2 protein-coding genes are annotated in these 22,633 nt (G+C 45.6%); both read left to right on the forward strand.

Features of this window, described 5'->3' with window-relative positions; translation table 11 throughout:
• Positions 1-183 precede the first annotated feature (183 nt).
• Positions 184-12,060, forward strand: coding sequence for an Ig-like domain-containing protein (locus HYN49_RS06895; RefSeq protein ID WP_108903431.1), 11,877 nt, complete (start codon positions 184-186; stop codon positions 12,058-12,060).
• Positions 12,061-12,395: 335 nt separating this feature from the next.
• Positions 12,396-22,568 carry a hypothetical protein gene (locus HYN49_RS06900; RefSeq protein ID WP_108903432.1) on the forward strand — a complete coding sequence of 3,391 codons (10,173 nt, stop codon included), beginning with the start codon at positions 12,396-12,398 and terminating at the stop codon, positions 22,566-22,568.
• Positions 22,569-22,633: the final 65 nt, after the last annotated feature.

The raw sequence follows: 22,633 nt of genomic DNA on the forward strand, positions 1-22,633 counted from the left end.
GCTTTGAATTTGTCAAAATATTATTAAAAAAGCAACAAATTCAACCTTTGGGAGAGGTGTGTTTTATCGGTGAAATGCGCCTTTTTAACTGTTTTTTTCAAATTTAGAATCAATTTAATGTAATTATTAGGATATAGTTAACTTTATTTTATAACTTTAGACGTTATTAATTAATTATAAACTATGTATAAAAATTACGATTCTTTGAGATCGGGTAGGGATACTTGGCTCAAAAATGACGTAGGGGATTCAATCGGATCTCCACCTACTGCGTCGACGAAGAAAGCTTTTCGTTATTTGATGACTGCGTTTGCAATGTTGTCCTTCTTATTTTTAGGTGGGGCTGCATTTGCACAAACGACGGTTATCAGTGCGTCCGGAAGCGGAAGTTTTGAAGGTGCAAACTTTGCAGCGGACGGCTGGACCCTGGTTCAGGGAACTGCGGCTGCAAACAACAATTTTCTTACCGGGAATGCCGGTGCTGTAGGATTTACGCCTACGCACGGTACGAAAGGGGTTTTCGTGACCACTAACGGTACTTCCAGGGGATACAACACCGGGGCAGGGTCTTGGATATGGATGTACAGGGATGTTACGCTCAATGCCGGAGAAACGGTAGCGAGTGTGACTATGGACATGTTTGGAAATCCTGGCGATACCGGTTTTGACGGAATCGTGGTTGGATTAACAGATCAGACATTCACGGCAAGCATCGCTACTGGTGCAACGGGTACGATGTCGGGCACGGTTGTTCCGGGGATGACGTTTGCTACAACGGCAACCAGTAACGGATTTATTGAAGATGGTAGCTATGCTGTTGCAACGAACCGTACTTTTACGGTAAGTGCAGTGGCAATGGGTAATACGCTGAGTTCATCAGCGAAAAGGCTTTGGATTGGATGGAGATGTGATGGTTCGGTAGGAAACCCTGCTACCCCAATGTCTTTTGACAGGGTGAATTTTGTCACTGCAGCTCCTGCTAACTTCACTGCTGTTCAAAGCGGTCTTTTCTCTTCACCTGCGACATGGGGAGGCGCAGTGCCAGCTCCGGGAAATAATATTGTTATTCCGGCAGGAACTACAGTGACGGTAGATCAGGCGTTAAACTATAGTAGTCTAACCATTGATGGAACTTTGCAGTGGGGAAGCTCAAGTAATACTGTTACTTTAGGGGGTAATGTGCTTATTGGTTCAACCGGTAGGCTATTGGCATATACTGCAGCTACAACGCCTGTGGGTATCACATTAACTATTGGTGGTAATTATACCAATAATGGTTATGCAAATCATGCGGTTGGAACGGGTACATTAGCTACGCTGACCTTTAATGGTAGTGGCTCGACGCTGGGAGGTACCGGTACTTTTGCTGGTGATGGAACGCGCGGTATTATCCGTCAGTTGTTTTTCCAGAATAACGGATCAAATACCATTAATACGACTCAAAATCTTACTACTTATAGTTTAGGCCATACAGGAGCAGGTAATTTGAATACTAATGGCAAGCTTATGGTGGATAACACTGCTCAATATTATGGCCTGGCTGAAAATATTCAGGTGGCTAACGTGGCGGTGACCAATATGGGTTCAGGATATACTTCGGCTCCAATTCCTTCTTGCTCGGGAGCTTCACTGTGGACAGCGGCAGCTGCGCTGAGTGTTGGTAATGTCAGGATTACTGCCAGTGACATTTATGTAGTAAGTGTAGCGGGTACTTCAGGAACCACTGCTCCAGCTCATACAAGCGGGGCTGCCACTGCTACCGGAGGTACTGCTGAATTCCTTTGGGTAGGGCCAGCAGGTACTATTGGTACACCTTATACCCCTGCGGCTTTGACTGTGGGTACTCAATATTTTTACGGAGGGAACCTTTATACGGCTGTTGCAACTACTGCAATGGGTGTTGCTGGTGCTCCGGTACATACCAGTGGAACTGTAGGCAGCCTTCGTTATGTTGGTACGCCTGCAAAAGTTTCTGCAAGCTGGGATGCAATAACTTCTACTTTGAGGAGTTTAAATCTGGTTACTGCGGGAACTGGTTATGCTTCCTCAACGGCTCCTGCAATTACTATTATTGCTAATGCTGCCGGTACAGGAGCTTCAGCTTCTGCTGTAGTGTTGTATACTCAAAATGGGCCTACAAGCAGTTTGTTTCAAAAGAGTGGTGGTGCCGCTACCATTTCTGGAGGTTTGACAATTAACAGTGATGCGGGTGCAGGTTTGCTTACCGGTGATGTTCAGGCATCTTCAGGGGTAGCTACGCTTTCCACTACAAATGGTGGTAACAACTATACTGTGGCGCCTACTGTAGGTTTTGCAGGACCAACGCAACTCAACCTTGTCACGAATGCCGGTACAGGATTTACCTCTGCACCAACAATTACCGTAACAGGTGGTAATTTGGTTACAGGTACTGCATTGACGAGTTCAAACTTTACGATTACTGTGGATAATGGTAACGTAGCGTCTGTTTACCTTAATACTGGTACTACAGCAACTTATAGCACTCCGCCGACGCTTTCCTTTACAGGAGGTGGTGGTTCAGGCGCTACGCTGGCTTTCCCTTCGGGTTCATGGCCAACAGCAACTGCTAACATAGGAACCAACGGACAGTTGACTAGTTTTACAATGACAAATTCAGGATATGGTTATGCTGCTGCTCCTACAGTGGGAGTTGGTACAACTACTGGAACGGCTAATGGTGGTACATTTACAAGCGTAGCTGCAGCTCCTGTTGCAAGAGTCGCTTTGTATAACCTTACGCTGAATTTCTTCGCTCCGGCTACATCAGCTATTGTGAATGCTGATGACGCTTCAATACCAACAAACCGTAAAATCAATACTTTATCTTTAAATGGTAATGGTAATGGTTTGAACCTGGCTAGTAACCTTGTTTTGTATGGTACTACGCCATTGGCTCTGGTAGCAAGTGGAAATACTCCGGGCAACATCCTTAATATGGGTGGAAATACAGTGACCTGTACAACCAATGGTTTCGGAGGTCTGGCAGGTACGATAGGTGCAACAAACTCATTTGTTAAAAATGGCTCTTTCGTACTTACAGGCCGTGGAGGTGGAAGTACCTTTAACTTCCCATTTGGCGGAACTTTTACCTGGTTTGCGGGTAGTGGCAGTAATGCAACGGGTTCTAATACCTTAACAGTTAAAGTAACAGATACTGCTGCTCCAACCAACGCTGTTACAGGCGGCACAGGATTGGCTATGGGTACACGTGCTTACAGGGTGCAGACAGCTACTACCTTAGGTGCTGCTGCGACTGCTGGTACAAACCCAACCATCTTGATGAGTTTCAATGGTGTTGATGGCTTGACTACAACTCAGGACCAGACTTTCCTTTCTGATGGTACTTCCCTGACAGGTCCATGGACTACCAGGAGTACTGCATTTGGTGCTTCAGGAGCTTTACCTGCAACGGGTACAAAGACTACTGCAACTGTAGCTCCGGGACCAATTGTAATCACAGGAGATAATTACTATGCGTGGTCGACACCGGCTTCAACAATTGTAGACTTTTCTCCTTTGACAGTTTGTGCCAGTTCAGGAACATTTACAATTACTGGAACTAACTTTACAGGGGTAACCGCGGTTTCTATCGGAGGCACTCCTGTTACTTCATTTACGGTTGTAAATGCTACTACTATTACAGGTGTTGCAGGAAGCGGTACTACAGGATTTGCTTCTGTTACTAAAAACGGTGCAACAATATCTGGCGTGCAAACTGTTACTGTTACAGGTTCAGCAGCTGCACCTGGCGTAGCTCCTGCTTCAGCCAATATTATTCCTGGTGGTGCTGTGTCATTTACAGCTACTGGTGCTGGTGGAACTATGAAATGGTATGATGCTGCTACTGGTGGTACATTATTATTTACAGGTAACACTTACAATGCGAACATATGTACTTCAAGATCAATATATGTTGCTGAAGACAACGGTTCCTGTGAGGGAGCAAGAGCTGCAGTACCAATTACTGTTCAGCCAATTGTTATCACACCTACTGTTGCCAGTTTCTGTGGTACAGGAGGAACTACAACACTTAACGTGACACCAACAGATCCATCTATTACTTATACATGGACTGCTTTGACACCAACAGCATCTTTTGTAAGCTCAAATGTCGGAAACTCTGTTGATGTGAATTTGACTGAAACATCAGACTTTAAAGTTACAGCTACAACTGCTTTAGGAGGCTGTAGCATCGATGCATTTATTTCGGTTGGGGTTTATCCTCTGCCAACAGCTACAGTTACTACAACTGCGAGTGGCGTTTGCCCTGGCACAAGTGCTACAATCAACTCTGGTTTGAGTGCCGGTAACTTTACAAGTTCATCGATTACTTTTGCACCACATACTGCTCCTGGTACTGCGACTACACTTGTAACAGGTGGAGCTGCTGTTGTACCTGTTTCAGGAGGTACTTCTTTACCGCTTGATGATGTGGGTTGGGGAGGTCTTCCAATCGGATTCAACTTTAACTTCTTCGGAACCAATTATTCAACGATCAATGTTGGATCTAACGGAACTGTTCAGTTTGGTGCGCTTAACCTGACAAATACTACAGGTTTGGCTGACTTTAGCTTTACAACTTTGCCAAGTGCTTCTGAGCCTTTCAATATGGTTGCTATCTTGGCAATGGATAATGATCTATCTACTTCCGGAGCCTTTAACGGTGCTATTAAGTACTGGACTGAAGGTTATGCTCCAAACAGGAAGTTTATTGTAAGCTATGAAAACGTACGCGAATTTGGTGATACCAAAATAAGTACTGCTCAAGGTATCTTCTACGAAACAACAGGTGTAATTGAAGTACATGTTACTTCGTCTACAAACGTTGACCGTGTTAAACTTGTTGGGGTAAACAACGGTAATGGTACAATTGGTGTTTTGGCTTATGCATCAGGAACTTCGGCATCTGCCAGTCCTCAAAACCCTATTTCAACTTCTTTTGCTTTCAGATTCTCACCTCCATCAAACTATACTACAACATGGTTTGCTAACGGTGTTCAGTTTGCAACAGGAACAAATCTTTTCAGCCAAGTAGTCTCTCCGGCTGTGACAACTACTTACTCTATTACTTATACGAACCAGACTACTTTATGTACTAATGCTCCGGGTTCTGCACAAGTTGTAATGTCAGTATTAGGTAATACAGCACCAACGGGTGTAAATACTTTATCGAGTTCTCCGTCAGTATGTGCTGGCTTCACTGCAACGTTAAGTACTGATTATGCTGGTTCTACAGCGGGTCTTACTTACCAGTGGCAATCTTCGCCTGCTGGTATGGGAACCTGGTCAGATGTTTCTGGTGCAACAGCTGATACCATGATTTCAAGCCCAATAAATGCGCCAACGGATTTCAGGCTTGGTATTGCATCTTGTGGAGGAACAGTGGGGTATACAAACCCAGTTACTGTTAATCTTACAAACAGCATTTCTTCAACAAGTGGCGCTACGCGCTGCGGTGTGGGTACTGTAAGCCTTACTGCTTCAGGTACACCGGGAGCTAGTATCAATTGGTATGCTGCTTCATCTGGTGGAACAGCCATATTTACAGGCTCTCCGTATACACCGTCAGTATCAAGCACAGTTACTTATTATGTGGCCGCTGAAACTCCAGGTTGTACAAGTCCTAGGGTAGCGGTAACTGCGACAGTTAATCCCGCGCCTGCTTTGACTTTGAGCAGTTCGTCTGCGAACCTTTGTGTAGGCCAGACAAGCGGTACTGTTACAATCACTTCTAATGTAGCTGATTATAATAGCTACATATGGAATCCTTCTACTGGAGTTTCCGGTAGTGAAATAACAGGATGGACATTTACTCCTTCTACTACAACAGTGTATACGCTTACGGCTACTGAACCGGGAGGTTGTACCAACCAAGCCACTTTTACGGCTAACGTTGATGTACTTCCTGTCGATGCAACAGCGGATTTTACTACAGTTTGTGCGGGATCTCCAGTTTCTCTGTCAGCTTCTACAATCGTTCTTTCACCTGGCCCGGCTGTATTGCCGACTGGATATTGTTCTCCTGATAGTAGCGGCGGAGCCGGTTCAAACCCGATCACTTCAGTAGCATTCAATACTTTATCTAATACTGGTATTGTGCAAACAACACCGTTTTATGATACCTATCCTGCTACAGGAACTACGACGACTACAGTAACAGCCGGTCAAACGTACAACCTTACAGTAAGTGCTGCTACCAGTATATTATCTGTATGGATTGACTGGAACAGGAATGGCGATTTAGAAGATTCTGAATGGCAACAAGTCTGGACGAGTGCTTCTTCAGGTACATTGCCTATTTTAGTTCCTTCCAATGCAGTTGGTGGTTACACGAAAATGAGACTTCGTAGTCGTGGAACCGGTAACACTAATGGTGCTTCAGATGATTGTACTGCCTTCTTTAGCGGTACTTCACAAGACTATACGATTAATGTAATTGGAGCGGTTGAAAAAACAGGCCTGAATTATAGCTGGTCACCGGGTGGCGCTACAACTCAGAATGTTATCGTCAATCCAACTTCGACTACAACGTATACTGTAACGGCAACCAACCCACTTACAGGTTGTTCCAATACTGATAGTATATTAATTAATGTTAATCCTTCCCCGATTGCTCCTACAGGTGTTGATTCTTCACAATGTGGAAATCAAATACCAACAGCTTCGGTATCGGATAATAATGCGTTTGCTACACCAACATTCAAATGGTATGCTGATAACGTAACGACTACAACTTTACAAAGCAGTACTTCTACAACTTACACCACTGCCATCAATACTACAACAACATTCTATGTATCTGTAGTAAATCCAGGCACTGGTTGTGAAAGTAGCAGGACTCCGGTTACAGTTACTGTAAGTACAGCTGATGCTATTATGGCATCTCCAAGTTCTTCGACTATTTGTCCTGGAACCAGTGTTTCTGTAAGTGTATCAAGTATAAACACTAATTATGTGTACACCTGGACCGCATTGCCTTCAACAGGTAGTGGTATTACAGGTTCACTTTCAGGAACAAGCAATAGTATTACACCAACTCTTCCTGGTACATATACTTATACAGTAAATGCTGTAGATGGACCATGTTCTACATTTACAACATTCACCATTACAGCAAGCAATAATCCATTGCTGACTGTCGGCGCTTCACCTACGACTGTATGTAACGGTGGTATCAGTACACTTACTGCAAGCCATCCGGCTTATATTTTCTCTACATCTACAGGAGCTGCTTTAGATCCTATGGTAGGAGCTACGGATGCATTGACTACTGGTAATGATGACACTCCTAGTGATAACCCTACACCAATAGGGTTTACATTCAACTTTGATGGTGTTAACTTTACAGATTTCTCTGTATCACCTGATGGATGGATTTTACTGGGTACAGATTTTGGTATTGATGAGTTCACAAACACAACTGTTGCTACTGATAATATTCCTAAATTATATCCTTTCTGGGATGATTTGGCTACAGGTACAAATGGAAGTGTGAAAACATTAGTTACCGGGTCAGCTCCAAACAGGATTTTCATCGTTGAATGGAATGTAACTGTGCCTAGAAATACAACAGGTGCTGTAAACTCTAAATTCCAGGCTTGGTTATACGAGACCAGCAATAAGATTGAATATCGCTATGGCGCTATGGGTACACCAACCAGCGGAAGCATTTCTGCAGGTTATACAGTAGATGCGACTCACTTCAGCAGCATTACTTTCAGCAATAATACTGAAAGCAAAACGACTGCAAATGACTCTAACAGTACTAAACCAGCAAGTGGAAGAATGTTCACTTATACTCCGGTTACATCAACTGTTACCTGGTCTCCATTTACAGACCTATACACCGATGCTGGTGCAACGATTCCTTATGCAGGTCAGCAACTTGATGTAGTGTTCTCTAAGCCAGCCGCTACTACAGTTTATACGGCGACAGCTACTACGGCTGCAAGCTGTACAACTACTCAGAATGTTACGGTTACCAACAACTCAATCAATATTGCTGCTATTACTGGCGGTGCTAATGATTATTGTATTGGTTCTCCTGCGCTTGATTTTGATACTGCAACGCCAGGCGTTACCTGGACTTCATCTAATCCTTCAGTTGCCACTGTGAATTCTAGTGGGGTGATGACTGCTTTGACTGCAGGAACAACAATCATCAGCGCTACAATTACAAACGCTGGTTGTACTACTGTGGCTCCAAACCCACAGACAGTTGTAATCAACGACCAGGTACAGATTGTATCTTACACTGCTTCACAAACTGTTGTAACTAATGGAAATACTTCATTCACAGTTAATGCAACAGGTACTGGTTTGACTTACCAATGGCAAGTTAACGAAGCGCCTGCATTTGCAGGTTTCGTAAACGTTGTTGATGGTGGTGTTTACAGCGGTGCTCAAACAAGCACGCTGAACCTTACTACAGTGCCGGATTCAATGAATGGAAACTTGTACCATGTAATTGTATCAGGTCAGGGCGTTTGTACTTCGAAAACTACTAATCCTGATTCACCATTGACTGTAGGTAGCACCGGTATCGGTTCTCACCCTGCTGATGTAATAATCTGTGAGACTACAACAGTAGCTTCATTCAGTGTTGTTGCAACTGGTGATGATACAGGTGGTTATCAATGGCAAGAGCAGGTAGGTGGAACGGGACCATGGTCTAATATCACTGATGGTGGTATATATTCGGGTGCTACTACTCCTACTTTATCGCTTTCAGGTTTGACTTTGGCTCAAAGTACTAATAAGTACAGGGCTGTGGTTACAGGCGCTGTAACTTCGGCTACTTCAAATCCTGCTACACTTACAATCAACCAATCTGTTACTGTAACTGCAAACCCGGCTAACGCCAATGTTTGTTTCTCAGGTGGAGCTGCAAGTTTTACCTCAACAGCTACAGGTTTGATTACTTCACGTCAGTGGCAGTATTCTACCAATGGTGTAAGCGGATGGGCTAGTGTTGTAAACGGAACTCCTACTGGTGCTACGTATACAGGTAATACTACAGGAACATTGAGCGTTACTACAACTGCTGCTACCCCTGCTACAGGCCACTATTACAGGTTGTTCTATGATGCTCCTCTTTGTACTGATGTTGCTTCATCAGCAGGACAAATGATCATCTTTACACCTAATGCTACATCTCCTGGAACACAGAATTTCTGTGCAGGTGTTGCTACTTCGGCTATTCCTATTACAGGAACTGGTACGACTTACAACATCAGTGGTGGTGCAGCGATTGGTTTAGCTAATCAAACTGGCGTGACTTCAATCCCGTCATTTACTCCAATAGCCGGAACAGCAACTATTACGTTGACTCCGATTGCAAGTGGTTGTACAGGTCCTAACACTACATTTACGATCAACGTGAATGGATTGCCAGGTACACCAACAACAGGACCATCTTCTCCTATTTGTGAGGGATCTCCTTTGAACCTTACTTCGTCAACGATTACTATTCCTGGATATACTATGAATGGTAACAGTGGTGTAAGTTTTATTAATATCGCTGCAACAGGTACATCTGTTCCTGGAGCACTTGATGATGATAGTGAGCACAATATCACAATCCCATCATTTGTTTTCAACGGTACTACATTTACTACCGCGAGAGTAGGTATGAATGGTGCCATTGTACTAGGATCCACAACAGGAGAAGTTTCCTTCTCTAATGCTGCGCTTCCAAGTACGGCTCATTCTGCAGGTAACGTATTCCTGGCTCCTTTCTGGGATGACCTTGATATACAAAGTGCTCCTACTATTAAGACACAGACTGTTGGTAACAACTTCATTATCCAGTATACTTCAGCGGATCACAATGATGTAGGTTTGGCAGATGGTATTACTTTCCAGGTACAGTTGAACTTAACGTCAGGTGCTATTACGTATGTTTATCAGGATGTTAGTTTTGGAGCTGGAGCTACAGGTCAGAATGCTGGTGCATCTGCAACTATAGGTATCCAAATGAGCAGCTCAAGTGCTGTCCAGTTCTCTAACAATACTGCTAGCCTTACAAATGGCCAAAGTATTACGTTCACTCCAAACAGTGCTTCTTACAGCTGGACTGGTCCTAACGGATTCAGCTCTAGCCAACAGAATCCAACTGTTACTGCAACAGCATCAGCTGCAAATGCAGGAACATATACTTTAACAGTAACCAATGTGGCTACAGGTTGTCAAAAAGTTGTTACACAGAATGTAACAGTTACTCCTGCTCCTGCCGGAGGAACACTTGGCAGCCAAACGGCTTGTTACAATTCTACTCCTGACGACATCCTGCTTTCAGGAAGTGTTGGAAGTGTAGTGAAATGGCAAAAAGCATCTGACATGGCTTTCACCAGCCCTCAGGATATTGCCAACACAACCACTACATTGACAGGTGCTCAGGTGGGTAACATTACTACAACTACTTACGTAAGGGCTGTTGTCCAAAGCGGAAGCTGTGGAACTGTTAATTCTACTGTTGCTACAATCACTCCAGGAAACCAGACTACATGGACTGTAGCTGGCGGATGGAGCAATGGAGCTCCTACTTCAACAAGTGCTGCTACCATCAACGGTAACTTCACCGCTGTAGCAGATCTTAACGCTTGTTCATTGACGATCCAGAGCGGAACAGTTTCTGTTGCGTCAGGATTTGATTTCTACGTAAGCGGTAAAGTAACCGTAAGCGGAGGTACTGTTACCTTCGAAGATGGTTCAGACCTTGTACAAACACGTAATGATGCCAACACAGGTAACATCAAATACAAGAGGACGGCGAACCTGATCCGTCAGGATTATGTTTACTGGTCTTCCCCGGTATCAGGACAGTTGCTGCAACCGTTCTCACCGAACACGCTTAACACGCGTTTCTACAACCTTGACGAGCCAACGAACGCTTTTGTTCAGATCGCTTCGCCATCAACCACTTCGTTTGATGCTGCCAAAGGTTACATGATCCGTTCTGCGAACAACCACCCAACGACACTTACCCCATGGACAGGAACGTTCACCGGAGTGCCTCGCAACGGTGAGTACACGATCCCGGTAACGGTGAGCGGCCAGGGCTACAACATGATCGGTAACCCTTACCCGTCTACTGTTGATGCTGACCTTTTCCTTGCCGAGCCAGGAAACGCAGGTACGCTTTACTTCTGGACGCACATCAGCCAGGCTGCTGCTTCAGGAGCGAACTATGCTACCTACAACACTTTGGGAGGAACTGCTGCACAATCAGGAGGTACTGCGCCTACAGGCGCCATCCGCGGAGGACAAGGTTTCATCCTGCTGAAATCTTCAGCAAGTACGGCTAAGTTCACCAATGCGATGAGGACTGCTGAAGGTGGTGCTTTCTACAGAAGTGCACAGACGGCTGAGAAACACCGTATGTGGTTCAACCTGAACACACCGGCACACGCGATGAACCAGATCCTTGTAGGTTACGCCGAAGGCGCTACGATGGGTGAGGATGTCGCTATGGACGGTAGGTCTATCGAAGGCGGTTCGTCGATCTCGAGTTTGATCGGTAATGACAATTATGTCATCCAGGCCCGTCCGCTTCCATTCGTGGATACCGACGTGGTGCCATTAGGCTTCAATGCTGCTACGGCCGGAACTTACATCATCGAGCTGGATCACATGGACGGTTTGTTCTCAGGGGACCAGAATGTTTACCTTAAGGATAACCTTCTCGGGGTAACACACAACATCAAGCAGGGGGCTTACAGCTTCGCTTCAGCTGAAGGCTCATTTGCCAACAGGTTCGAAGTGGTGTACCAGTCTTCACCGCTTGGGGTTGACACGCCAACATTTGATGCGAACAGCGTAGTGGTTTACAAAGACCAGGGCATGCTTCACATCAATTCAGGTAAAGTCGTGATGTCAGGGGTTAAGATCTTCGACATCCGCGGCAGGCTGATTTATGAGCGTGGTGCGATCAATGCTTCAGAGGCCGTGTTGAACGACCTTAGGGCAGAGGAGCAGGTATTGCTTGTTCAGATCACTTCGGTTGACAATGAGGTGGTGACCAGGAAGGTCGCTTACTAAGTTTCACTGAAACATCAATAAAAGAAACCTCCTGAGCAATCAGGAGGTTTTTTGTTTTTGTTACTGATCACAATTTCTTTTACGCAACCAAATCTAACTTGTTAATCTTCTCAAAACCAGTATTACAAATATTTCGTTAATACTTTAAGTGCATTTGGTCGATTATATTTGCATGTGTTGGTTGATAAATACTATTTTGTTAACACGAAAACGTTGTAGTTAAGTAAATATAACACGAATGTTAAATTATGTTAAAAAACATTATACATTTACATGCTTACGAATTGATGGATTTTTTTAATAATTCCCCTTATTAATTCAAATTAAATGACGTTATGAAAAAAGAACTACAAAATTTAACAGAAAAAGCGGCGCATTTCTTAAGTGTCGCATTGATGATTGTCATGTTGGCGGGATTCAGTACCCCCTTATTTGCACAACCGGCCTCGATGTCCGTCAACCAGGACGTAAGTGGTACTTACACGAACACAACCATGACGCTTAAAGGTGGTGTGTTTCAGGCACGTTTCCAAGAAAACGGATCAGGGACTTCAGCCGGGACAAGAAACTGGCAATTCAACACCGACGGTTATTTTAATACCTGGGGTGTGAAATCTACCAACGGCGCTTCAACCGTAAATCTTTCCGCTTACAATACCACAATCCAGCCGAATGCCGCTACAGCATCGGGAAACTTTGAAGGCGGTCCAGGTTATAACAACAAAGGAAGGCTTCCGGCAACGCAGGCCAATTATTATTACACTTATAACTTAATGAAGGGGTCATCTTATGCTGACCAACTCATGAGTGTATTGGAAACCAGCTACAACCCTGTAACACTTTCCTCAGTCGCGCAAAGCGGTGGGACGTTTGGGGGCAGGACGGTAACGATTACTACAAGCGGTACGCCGAATGCTTCGGAAAATATTTATGTAAGGTACTCGACCAACAATTTTTCGACTTCAGCATTGGTATTGGCAACAGGTTCAGGAACAACCTGGACAGCAACTATTCCATGGCAGTCTGCCGCGGTAAGTTTCTATGTGTATTCAAGTCCGAGAACTTTATCTGCAATTAATGCCGATGTAACTGCTAATGGACAACAGGTGCATGATACTTCAATGCTTAACCTAAACAATAATAGTGGTTCCAATTATTCCTGGACACCTGCAACAGGAGCCATCATTGTTTCGAGTACCGGTGGTACGGGATCAGCAGGAACAGGATATTCCACTTTTACGACAACGACAACCGGCGTATTTGCAGCATTGAACGGCGGTGCAGTGCATACCGGGACAGTAACGGTACTCATTACTGCTGATGTGACAACAGAGCCGGGATCTGTAGCTTTAAATAATTCAGCGGCATGGACTGCCATGACGGTTAATCCCAGTGGTGCGAGAACTGTCAGCGGAACTTTAGTCGGCGCGCCACTCTTTGATTTTAACGGTGCGGATAATGTTACGGTAAATGGCTTGAATTCGGGTGGGAATTCACTTACAATATCCAACCTCAGTACGTCTTCAACTTCGGGAACATCGACGATACGTTTCCAGGCAGATGCTACAAGCAACACCATTACCAACTGTTCCGTACTTGGATCATCGACTATGCCAGTGGGTACAAATGGAGGAAATATCTGGTTTGGCTCGGGAGCAACGACTACAGGTAATGATACCAACACGATTTCGAGTTGTAACATCGGCCCGGCGGGAGGTAATCTTCCATCTAAAGGAATTTACTTCTCAGGTACGACCACAACTACGACATTAAACAATAGCGGAAATACGATCACAAGCAACAATATCTTCGATATTTTCAATGGAGGTGTGGAAAGTGCTGGAATTTATTCGACAACGGGTGCGACAGCCAACATTTTTACGAACAATAAGTTTTACCAGACTGCTACAAGAACGTTTACAACAACAGTGCTTCACAGTGCGATTAAAGTGACCAATACCACGAGTGCTGCAGGGTTTACCATAACAGGCAACACCATCGGATTTGCAAGTAATACCGGAACAGGTGTTTACACGCTAACCGGCTCTACAGGAAGGTTCGCAGGAATTGTATTCAACGGATTAAACGGTGGTACTGTATCGAACATTGACAGCAATACCATAGCCGGAATAAGCATGACCGGAGTGACTTCCAGTGGGACGACCACTTCAAGTCCGTTTACAGGGATTTTGATTAATGAAGGTGTTACGACATGTAATACCAATATAATTGGCAGCCAATCGACAACCGGCTCAATCGTGTTTTCAACCAATACAACTACAGGAACTGATATTTACGGAATATTGAATTTTGGAAGCAATTTATGGACTTCAAACAGCAACCAGATTGGTAGTATGACCATTACAAATGCTGGGGCAAGTGGTGCTTTCATTGTTTACGGAATAAGATGCTGGACTGGTTCAGGTGTTACGTGGATAGCCAGTTCAAACCTTGTCGGGGGGACTGTGGCCAATTCGATTCAAAACAATTGTACGTCCACTACCGCACAGTTAATCGGAATGAATGGCAATGCACCAGCTTCAACACTGACCAACAATACCGTCCGTAATTTGGTTGCAACGGGAGGAACGGGTACAAGTACTACCGCTTCGGTTATTGGGATCTCTTCAACCGGAACAAGTGCGTCGCATACTTTAACTTCAAACACTATTTATACATTATCAAATACAAATACAACTGCAGCTTCTAACGTGGCTGGTATTCTTTTTGGCGGTTCGACAGCCAACACTGTTGAAAGGAACTTTATGTATGATCTTACTGCGACGACCAATAGCGCTTCTGCTGAAATCAGTGGAATCAAGGTGTCAGCAGGAACGACTACTTTTAAGAACAACATGATTGCTATCGGAGCAGGTGTATCCAACGCAATACAGATTAATGGTATCAGCGAACCGTCATCCACCGGGACGGATAATTTTTATAACAACAGTGTGTACATTGGAGGGACAGTTACTGCAGGAACGGCGAATTCATTTGCGTTTAACAGTACACAGACCACTGTCACAAGGGCATTCAGGAATAACATCTTTGTAAACGCAAGGAGCAACAGTGGCGCTACAGGTAAGAACTACATCGTAAGGGTTGGAGGCACTACTGTAAATCCGGGTGGGCTTACCATTAATAACAATATTTATTACGGAACGGGAACCGGTAGTGTTTTTGGATTTTTCAACTCGTTGGATGTGGCGAACCTCGGTGCGTGGCAGACCGCAGTGGGGCAGGACGCAGCAAGTCTTTATGGCGATCCAAAATATATAAGCCCCGCAGGCGGTGCGCCGGATTTACATATCAGTGCTGTATTGGTGACGCCCGCTGAAGGAACTGGTGCTGCCATTGCAGGGGTAACCGATGATTATGACGGACAGACCCGTTCAGGCTTAACGCCGACTGATATCGGTGCCGATGCAGGAAACTTTACAACCGGGGATTTCACTGCGCCGACAATTTCCTATACGACACTGACCAATACGACTTCAACGGCCAACAGGACTTTAGCTACAGTAACCATCGCCGATGCCGTGGGTGTTCCTACTGCGGGTGCCTTACAGCCAAGGATTTATTTCCGTAAAAATGCCGGAACATGGTTCTCAACACAAGGCACACTGATGACCGGTACAGGAACCAGCGGTACGTGGGATTTCATCATCGACAATTCGCTGATGGGTGGTGTAGCTATTTCAGATGTGATACAATATTATGTCATTGCCCAGGATGCAGCAGCTAATATTACAACCAATCCATCAGGAGGCGCTGCCAGTGATGTGAACACGGTTACATCGGCTCCGACTGCAAATTCATACCTCATTGTTTCCACACCTTTGAGCGGAACGTATACTGTAGGCTCAGGCGGAAGTTTTGCTACAATCACTGCTGCGGTTGCGCAATTCAATGCAGCAGGCGTGAGCGGACCAGTGGTATTTTCGCTAACCGATGCTTCTTATGGCAGTGAGACTTTTCCAATTACCATTGGTGCTCCTGCTGGTGTAAGTGCAGTAAATACTTTAACAATCCGTCCGGCTACAGGCGTCAATGTTGCCATTACAGGAAGCAGTGCTACGGCATTGTTTACAATGAATGGTGCAGATTATGTTATCATCGACGGGTCGAACAATCCGGTAACCAATACGATTTGTCCTGCGGTAACATCAAGCAGGAACCTGACACTGACCAATACCAATACCGGTACGACAAGTGCAGTAGTCTGGCTTCAGACCAATGCTGCGGATGGTGCTACAAATAATATCGTTCGCAATGCCAACATTCTTGGTAGTGGCAATACGCAAACGCTGTTTGGAATTGGATCGGGCAGCAGCACAATCAGCACCACTTCTTTAGGAACAGGAAACAACAATAACACGATTGAGAATAACAATATCTCAAAAACACAATACGGTATTTATTCAGCTGGAGCAAGTGCTGCAAGCAAAAACAGCGGCACGGTGATTAACCAAAACCTGATCAATACGGCTTCTCCGGATAACGTTTTGAAAACAGGGATTACGGCAGCTTTTGAGAATAACCTTACCATTTCCGGAAATAATGTGGCCAATATGAATTTTACAAGTGGCGATACTGCAGGAATTAGTGTGGGATATGTAATTGCATCTGCTTTTTCGACCACAAGCTTCGGGACACAGGAAGCCTCAAATGTGACTATTGCCAATAACGTTGTCAATAACGTTGTCAATACAGGTGCGTTTTCGGCAGTTGCGATTGCAGTAGGGCAATCAGCAACAGGAACTACAAATATCAATAATAATGCTGTGTTGGCCATTAATTCTAATGGTACCAGTGGTGATTTCGGCGCGGGTATCTTCATTAACAGTGCTGCGGGATCTACATTGAATGTGTATTTTAACTCAGTATACATGTCGGGAGGAACAACTGCGTCAGTGGTTACGGCAGGAGGAAATTATGCCATGGCTATTGGAGGAAGCGGAGCAGGTACAGCGACGAATGTCAGGAATAATATTTTTGAGAACACAACAACAACCAATATGAATGGTTATACTGTGGGTATTGCCTATTCCACCTTTACAGGGCTTACTTTAGGAAACAATAACTATTTCAAGCCTGCAACAGGAAATTTCATTTATGGAAGGACCGGAGGTTTGAATAGCGGAACGAATGTTACTACGGTGCCAATTATTGCAGGGGAGACGGGATCGATTACTACAGATCCGCTTTACAACAGTACTACTAATTTAGTGCTACAGATAGGTTCTCCGGCCGTAGGTGCAGGAGCATCAGGTTTGGGGATCACAACGGATATTGTTTGCGCTGCAAGAGCTGGTTCACCTTCATTGGGTGCTTATGAAACACCCTCTGATTTAAGTGGACCAACCATAAATTACACCCCATTGGCATCAGCCTGTACTGGCGGGGCCAGAACCCTTACCGCAACTATCAGTGATCCAAGCAATGTAGGTACGGGTGCCGGTTTGCCGGTGGCTTACTATAAGATTAATAATGGTACATATACTGCGGCAACAGGAACATTTGTTTCGGGGAATACTTATAATTTTTCTATCGGTACCGGAAGTGTTTCAGGCGATGTTGTGTCTTATTATATAGTGGCACAGGATCAGAATGGTACGATAAATGTGAGTGCTTTCCCGGCGGCGGGCGCAACAGGATTTACAGCCAATCCGCCAGCAGCTTCAACACCACCGACTACGCCGAGCAGCTATACTGTAAATTATACGCTTAACGGAACCTACACTGTAGGAACAGGCGGCACCTTTGTTACTTTGACAGCGGCAGTTGCTGCTTATAACGGCGGGTGCAGTATTACAGGGCCGGTGGTATTCAGCCTGACTGACGCTACTTATGCTTCGGAAACTTATCCGATAACAATCAATTCAAACGCTGGTGCCAATGCTACAAATACACTGACGATTAAGCCGACACAAGCCAATACAGTCTTTACGGGAACAAGTTCCTCAGCATTGGTTGTCATCAACGGTGCTGATTATGTTACGATTGACGGATCAACTTCGGCAACTGCAAATACGGTTTGCCCGGCTTCTGCGGCAAGCAGGAATATTACTTTTACAAATAACAGTACAAGTACAACAAGTGCCGTAATCTGGCTGCAGACTGCAACCGGTGATGGTGCGACAAACAATACCGTGAAAAACTGTAACCTGACTGGCAGCGGAAATACACAAACATTGTTTGGTGTCGGATCAGGATCGTCAAGCATCAGTGCTTCATCGAGTGGAACAGGAAATAACTCCAATAGTTTTGTAAATAATAACATCAGCAAAACTAAAAATGGAATCTATTCTAAAGGCTTAAGTGCTGCCAATAAAAATACCGGAACGATCATCAACCAAAACGTTATTACTGCTGCTTCACCAAATAACATAGCGACAGCGGGTATCCTGGTGGGTTTCGAAAACGGCATTACAGTGTCGGGAAATAATATCGGCAACGTCCAGAGCCCGGACGATGATGCGTTTGGTATCGCTTTGGGTGGAACAGCAATTTCAACGACAACGTTTACCGGTAATGAAGTGATTAACGCAACAGTGACCAACAATACGATAGGCATTATCAGGGGAGCCGATACCTTCTCTTCTATCGGTGTGTATATTCCTACTACGACCAATACAGGAACTACACTGATCGCTAATAATATGATTAGCGGTGCCAATTCAAATGGTACCAGCCCGGATCTGGGTGCCGGTATTTTCCTTGGAAATGTTGTTGGGACAGTGAATGTATTTTACAACACCATTACCGTGACCGGCTCTGTTTGGACGAGTACTGCAACATGGCCATCACTTGGATTGGCTTCGACAAGCGCTGCAACTGTGCTTAACATCAGGAACAACATTTTTACGTCAACCGGATCAACAGGTGCCAACCTGAACAGGGCGATGGGATTTGCATACAATACATTTACAAACCTGACTTCCGATAATAACGACTTATTTGCCAATGGCACCGGTGCTGCTGTTGTGCAGACAGTAACATTGACCAATGCCGGAGCAACTTCCTATACTAATTTAAGCGGTGCCGGAAGCTGGAATGCTTTTAGTGGTAAAGACGGGAATTCAGTGAGTTATCTTCCGACATTTACTTCTGCAACCGACCTGCATATTAATAATACCGTGGCTGCGAACAGTACGAGTTTGAACGCAAAAGCGGCTGTGGTTTCAGTAACTACAGATTTTGATTGTGCAACACGCGATGCGGCTACACCGGATATCGGTGCAGATGAATTTGTAGGCTGTACGGTACCTACTTCTTTCAGCTATACAACGAGTACTGTTGTGGCTTGTACCAATAATGCCATTGCGGCCAATAATCCGTCATTTACGGGAAGTGCAGCAACGTCTTATTCCATACTTCCTGCATTGCCATCAGGATTGTCCCTCAATACCAGTACAGGTGTAATTTCGGGAACACCGACGGTAGCTGCCGCTGCTGCAAATTATACGATTACGGTAAACAACACCTGCGGAAGTACTACTGCCGTGGTCAACCTCACTGTAAACAGTCCTGTCGATTATGCGAATTTACAGTATCCTGCTACAGGCCATATTTGCACTTCGGGTAATTTTGATGCTTATGGACAAGTGTATAAGTCAGGTGTAACCGAAGCTGCGGGACAAGGCGCAGGTATTATTGCCGAACTGGGTTACAGCACTTCAAATACAGATCCTGCAACATGGACGAATTGGATTGCGGCGACTTTCAATACGCAGTCAGGCAATAATGATGAGTATATAGCCAACCTTTCAGGATTATCTTCAGGAACTTACTATTATACTTTCCGTTATCATACTAATTCTTGCAATTACCAATACGGCGGTTACAGTGCAGGAGGCGGAAACTTCTGGGATGGAGTGACTTATGTCAGCGGTGTGCTGACGGTCGATCCGGCATCAGTCGGAGGTGCTGTAACGGGCGGCACAGCAATATGCCAGGGATCTACTAGCGGTTTATTGACTTTGGGGACGCATACGGGCACTATCGTAAGATGGGAAAGTTCCGTAAGTCCTTTTACGACATGGACACCGATCGCAAATACTGCCAGCACCTATACTTCAGGTACGCTTACGCAGACCACTGAATTCAGGGCTGTGGTCCAAAGCGGACTTTGCTCTGAAGCAAATTCCACACCTACCACCGTAACGGTTGATCCCGCATCAGTTGGCGGAAGCGTAGCAGGCGGCACGACCATCTGCTCCGGCTCAACCAGCGGATTATTGACGTTGTCAGGAAACACTGGCACTATCGTAAGATGGGAAAGCTCAGTTTCTCCATTTACAACCTGGAGCCCGATTGCTAATATTGCGAGTACTTACACTTCAGGTACGCTTACACAAACCACCCAATTCAGGGCTGTGGTTCAAAGCGGCGCTTGCGCAGAAGCAAATTCGACGTCAACTACCGTAACGGTTGATCCTGCATCTAATGGAGGGACTGTCTTAGGCGGTACAACAATCTGCTCAGGCTCAACCAGTGGATTATTGACGTTGTCAGGTGAAACCGGAACAATCGTAAGATGGGAAAGCTCGGTTTCTCCGTTTACAACATGGAGCCCGATTGCAAATATTACCAATACTTACACTTCAGGTGCACTTACCCAGACTACCCAATTCAGGGCTGTGGTACAGAACGGTGCTTGCGGCGAGGCTAACGCTGCAGCGGCTACCGTAACTGTTTCGCCTGCTTCTGTCGGCGGTACGGTAAGCGGCGGTTCAACTACATGTAATGGTTCAAGCAGCGTATTGACATTGTCAGGTCACACGGGTGCTGTAGTAAGATGGGAAAGTTCAGTTTCCCCATTCACGACGTGGAGCCCGATTGCCCATACGGGCACGACATATATGACAGGGCCAATTACTGTAGAGACGCATTTCCGTGCGGTTGTACAAAGCGGTCCATGTGCTTCGGCCACTTCTTCTGAAACAATTGTTACGGTAGGAGGTAATACAACAACATGGAGTGCAGGAGCATGGAGCAATGGTACGCCTAACTCTCTAAGCGCTGCAATCATCAACGGTAACTTCACCGCTGTAGCCGATCTTAACGCCTGTACACTGACGATCCAGAGCGGAACCGTAACGGTTTCAGGTGGTTTTGATTTCTACGTAAACGGTAAAGTGACCGTCAGCGGCGGAAGCCTTACTTTCGAGGACGGTTCTGACCTGGTGCAGTCGCAGGACATCGCCAACACAGGTAACATCAAATACAAGAGGACGGCGAACCTGATCCGTCAGGATTATGTTTACTGGTCTTCCCCGGTATCAGGACAGTTGCTGCAACCGTTCTCACCGAACACGCTTAACACGCGTTTCTACAACCTTGACGAGCCAACGAACGCTTTTGTTCAGATCGCTTCGCCATCAACCACTTCGTTTGATGCTGCCAAAGGTTACATGATCCGTTCTGCGAACAACCACCCAACGACACTTACCCCATGGACAGGAACGTTCACCGGAGTGCCCCGCAACGGTGAGTACACGATCCCGGTAACGGTGAGTGGCCAGGGCTACAACATGATCGGTAACCCTTACCCGTCTACTGTTGATGCTGACCTTTTCCTTGCCGAGCCAGGAAACGCAGGTACGCTTTACTTCTGGACGCACATCAGCCAGGCTGCCGCTTCAGGAGCGAACTATGCTACCTACAACACTTTGGGAGGAACTGCTGCACAATCAGGAGGTACTGCGCCTACAGGCGCCATCCGCGGAGGACAAGGTTTCATCCTGCTGAAATCTTCAGCAAGTACGGCTAAGTTCACCAATGCGATGAGGACTGCTGAAGGTGGTGCTTTCTACAGAAGTGCACAGACGGCTGAGAAACACCGTATGTGGTTCAACCTGAACACACCGGCACACGCGATGAACCAGATCCTTGTAGGTTACGCCGAAGGCGCTACGATGGGTGAGGATGTCGCTATGGACGGTAGGTCTATCGAAGGCGGTTCATCGATTTCGAGTTTGATCGGTAATGACAATTATGTCATCCAGGCCCGTCCGCTTCCATTCGTGGATACCGACGTGGTGCCATTAGGCTTCAATGCCGCTACGGCCGGAACTTACATCATCGAGCTGGATCACATGGACGGCTTGTTCTCAGGGGACCAGAATGTTTACCTTAAGGATAACCTCCTTGGGGTGACGCACAACATCAAGCAGGGGGCTTACAGCTTCGCTTCAGCTGAAGGCTCATTCGCCAACAGGTTCGAAGTGGTGTACCAGTCTTCACCGCTTGGGGTTGACACGCCAACATTTGATGCGAACAGCGTAGTGGTTTACAAAGACCAGGGCATGCTTCACATCAATTCAGGTAAAGTCGTGATGTCAGGGGTTAAGATCTTCGACATCCGCGGCAGGCTGATTTATGAGCGTGGTGCGATCAATGCTTCAGAGGCCGTGTTGAACGACCTTAGGGCAGAGGAGCAGGTATTGCTTGTTCAGATCACTTCGGTTGACAATGAGGTGGTGACCAGGAAGGTCGCTTACTAAGTTTCACTGAAACATCAATAAAAGAAACCTCCTGAGCAATCAGGAGGTTTTTTGTTTTTGTAATA

It is taken from the genome of Flavobacterium pallidum (assembly GCF_003097535.1).
Lineage (GTDB): Bacteria > Bacteroidota > Bacteroidia > Flavobacteriales > Flavobacteriaceae > Flavobacterium > Flavobacterium pallidum.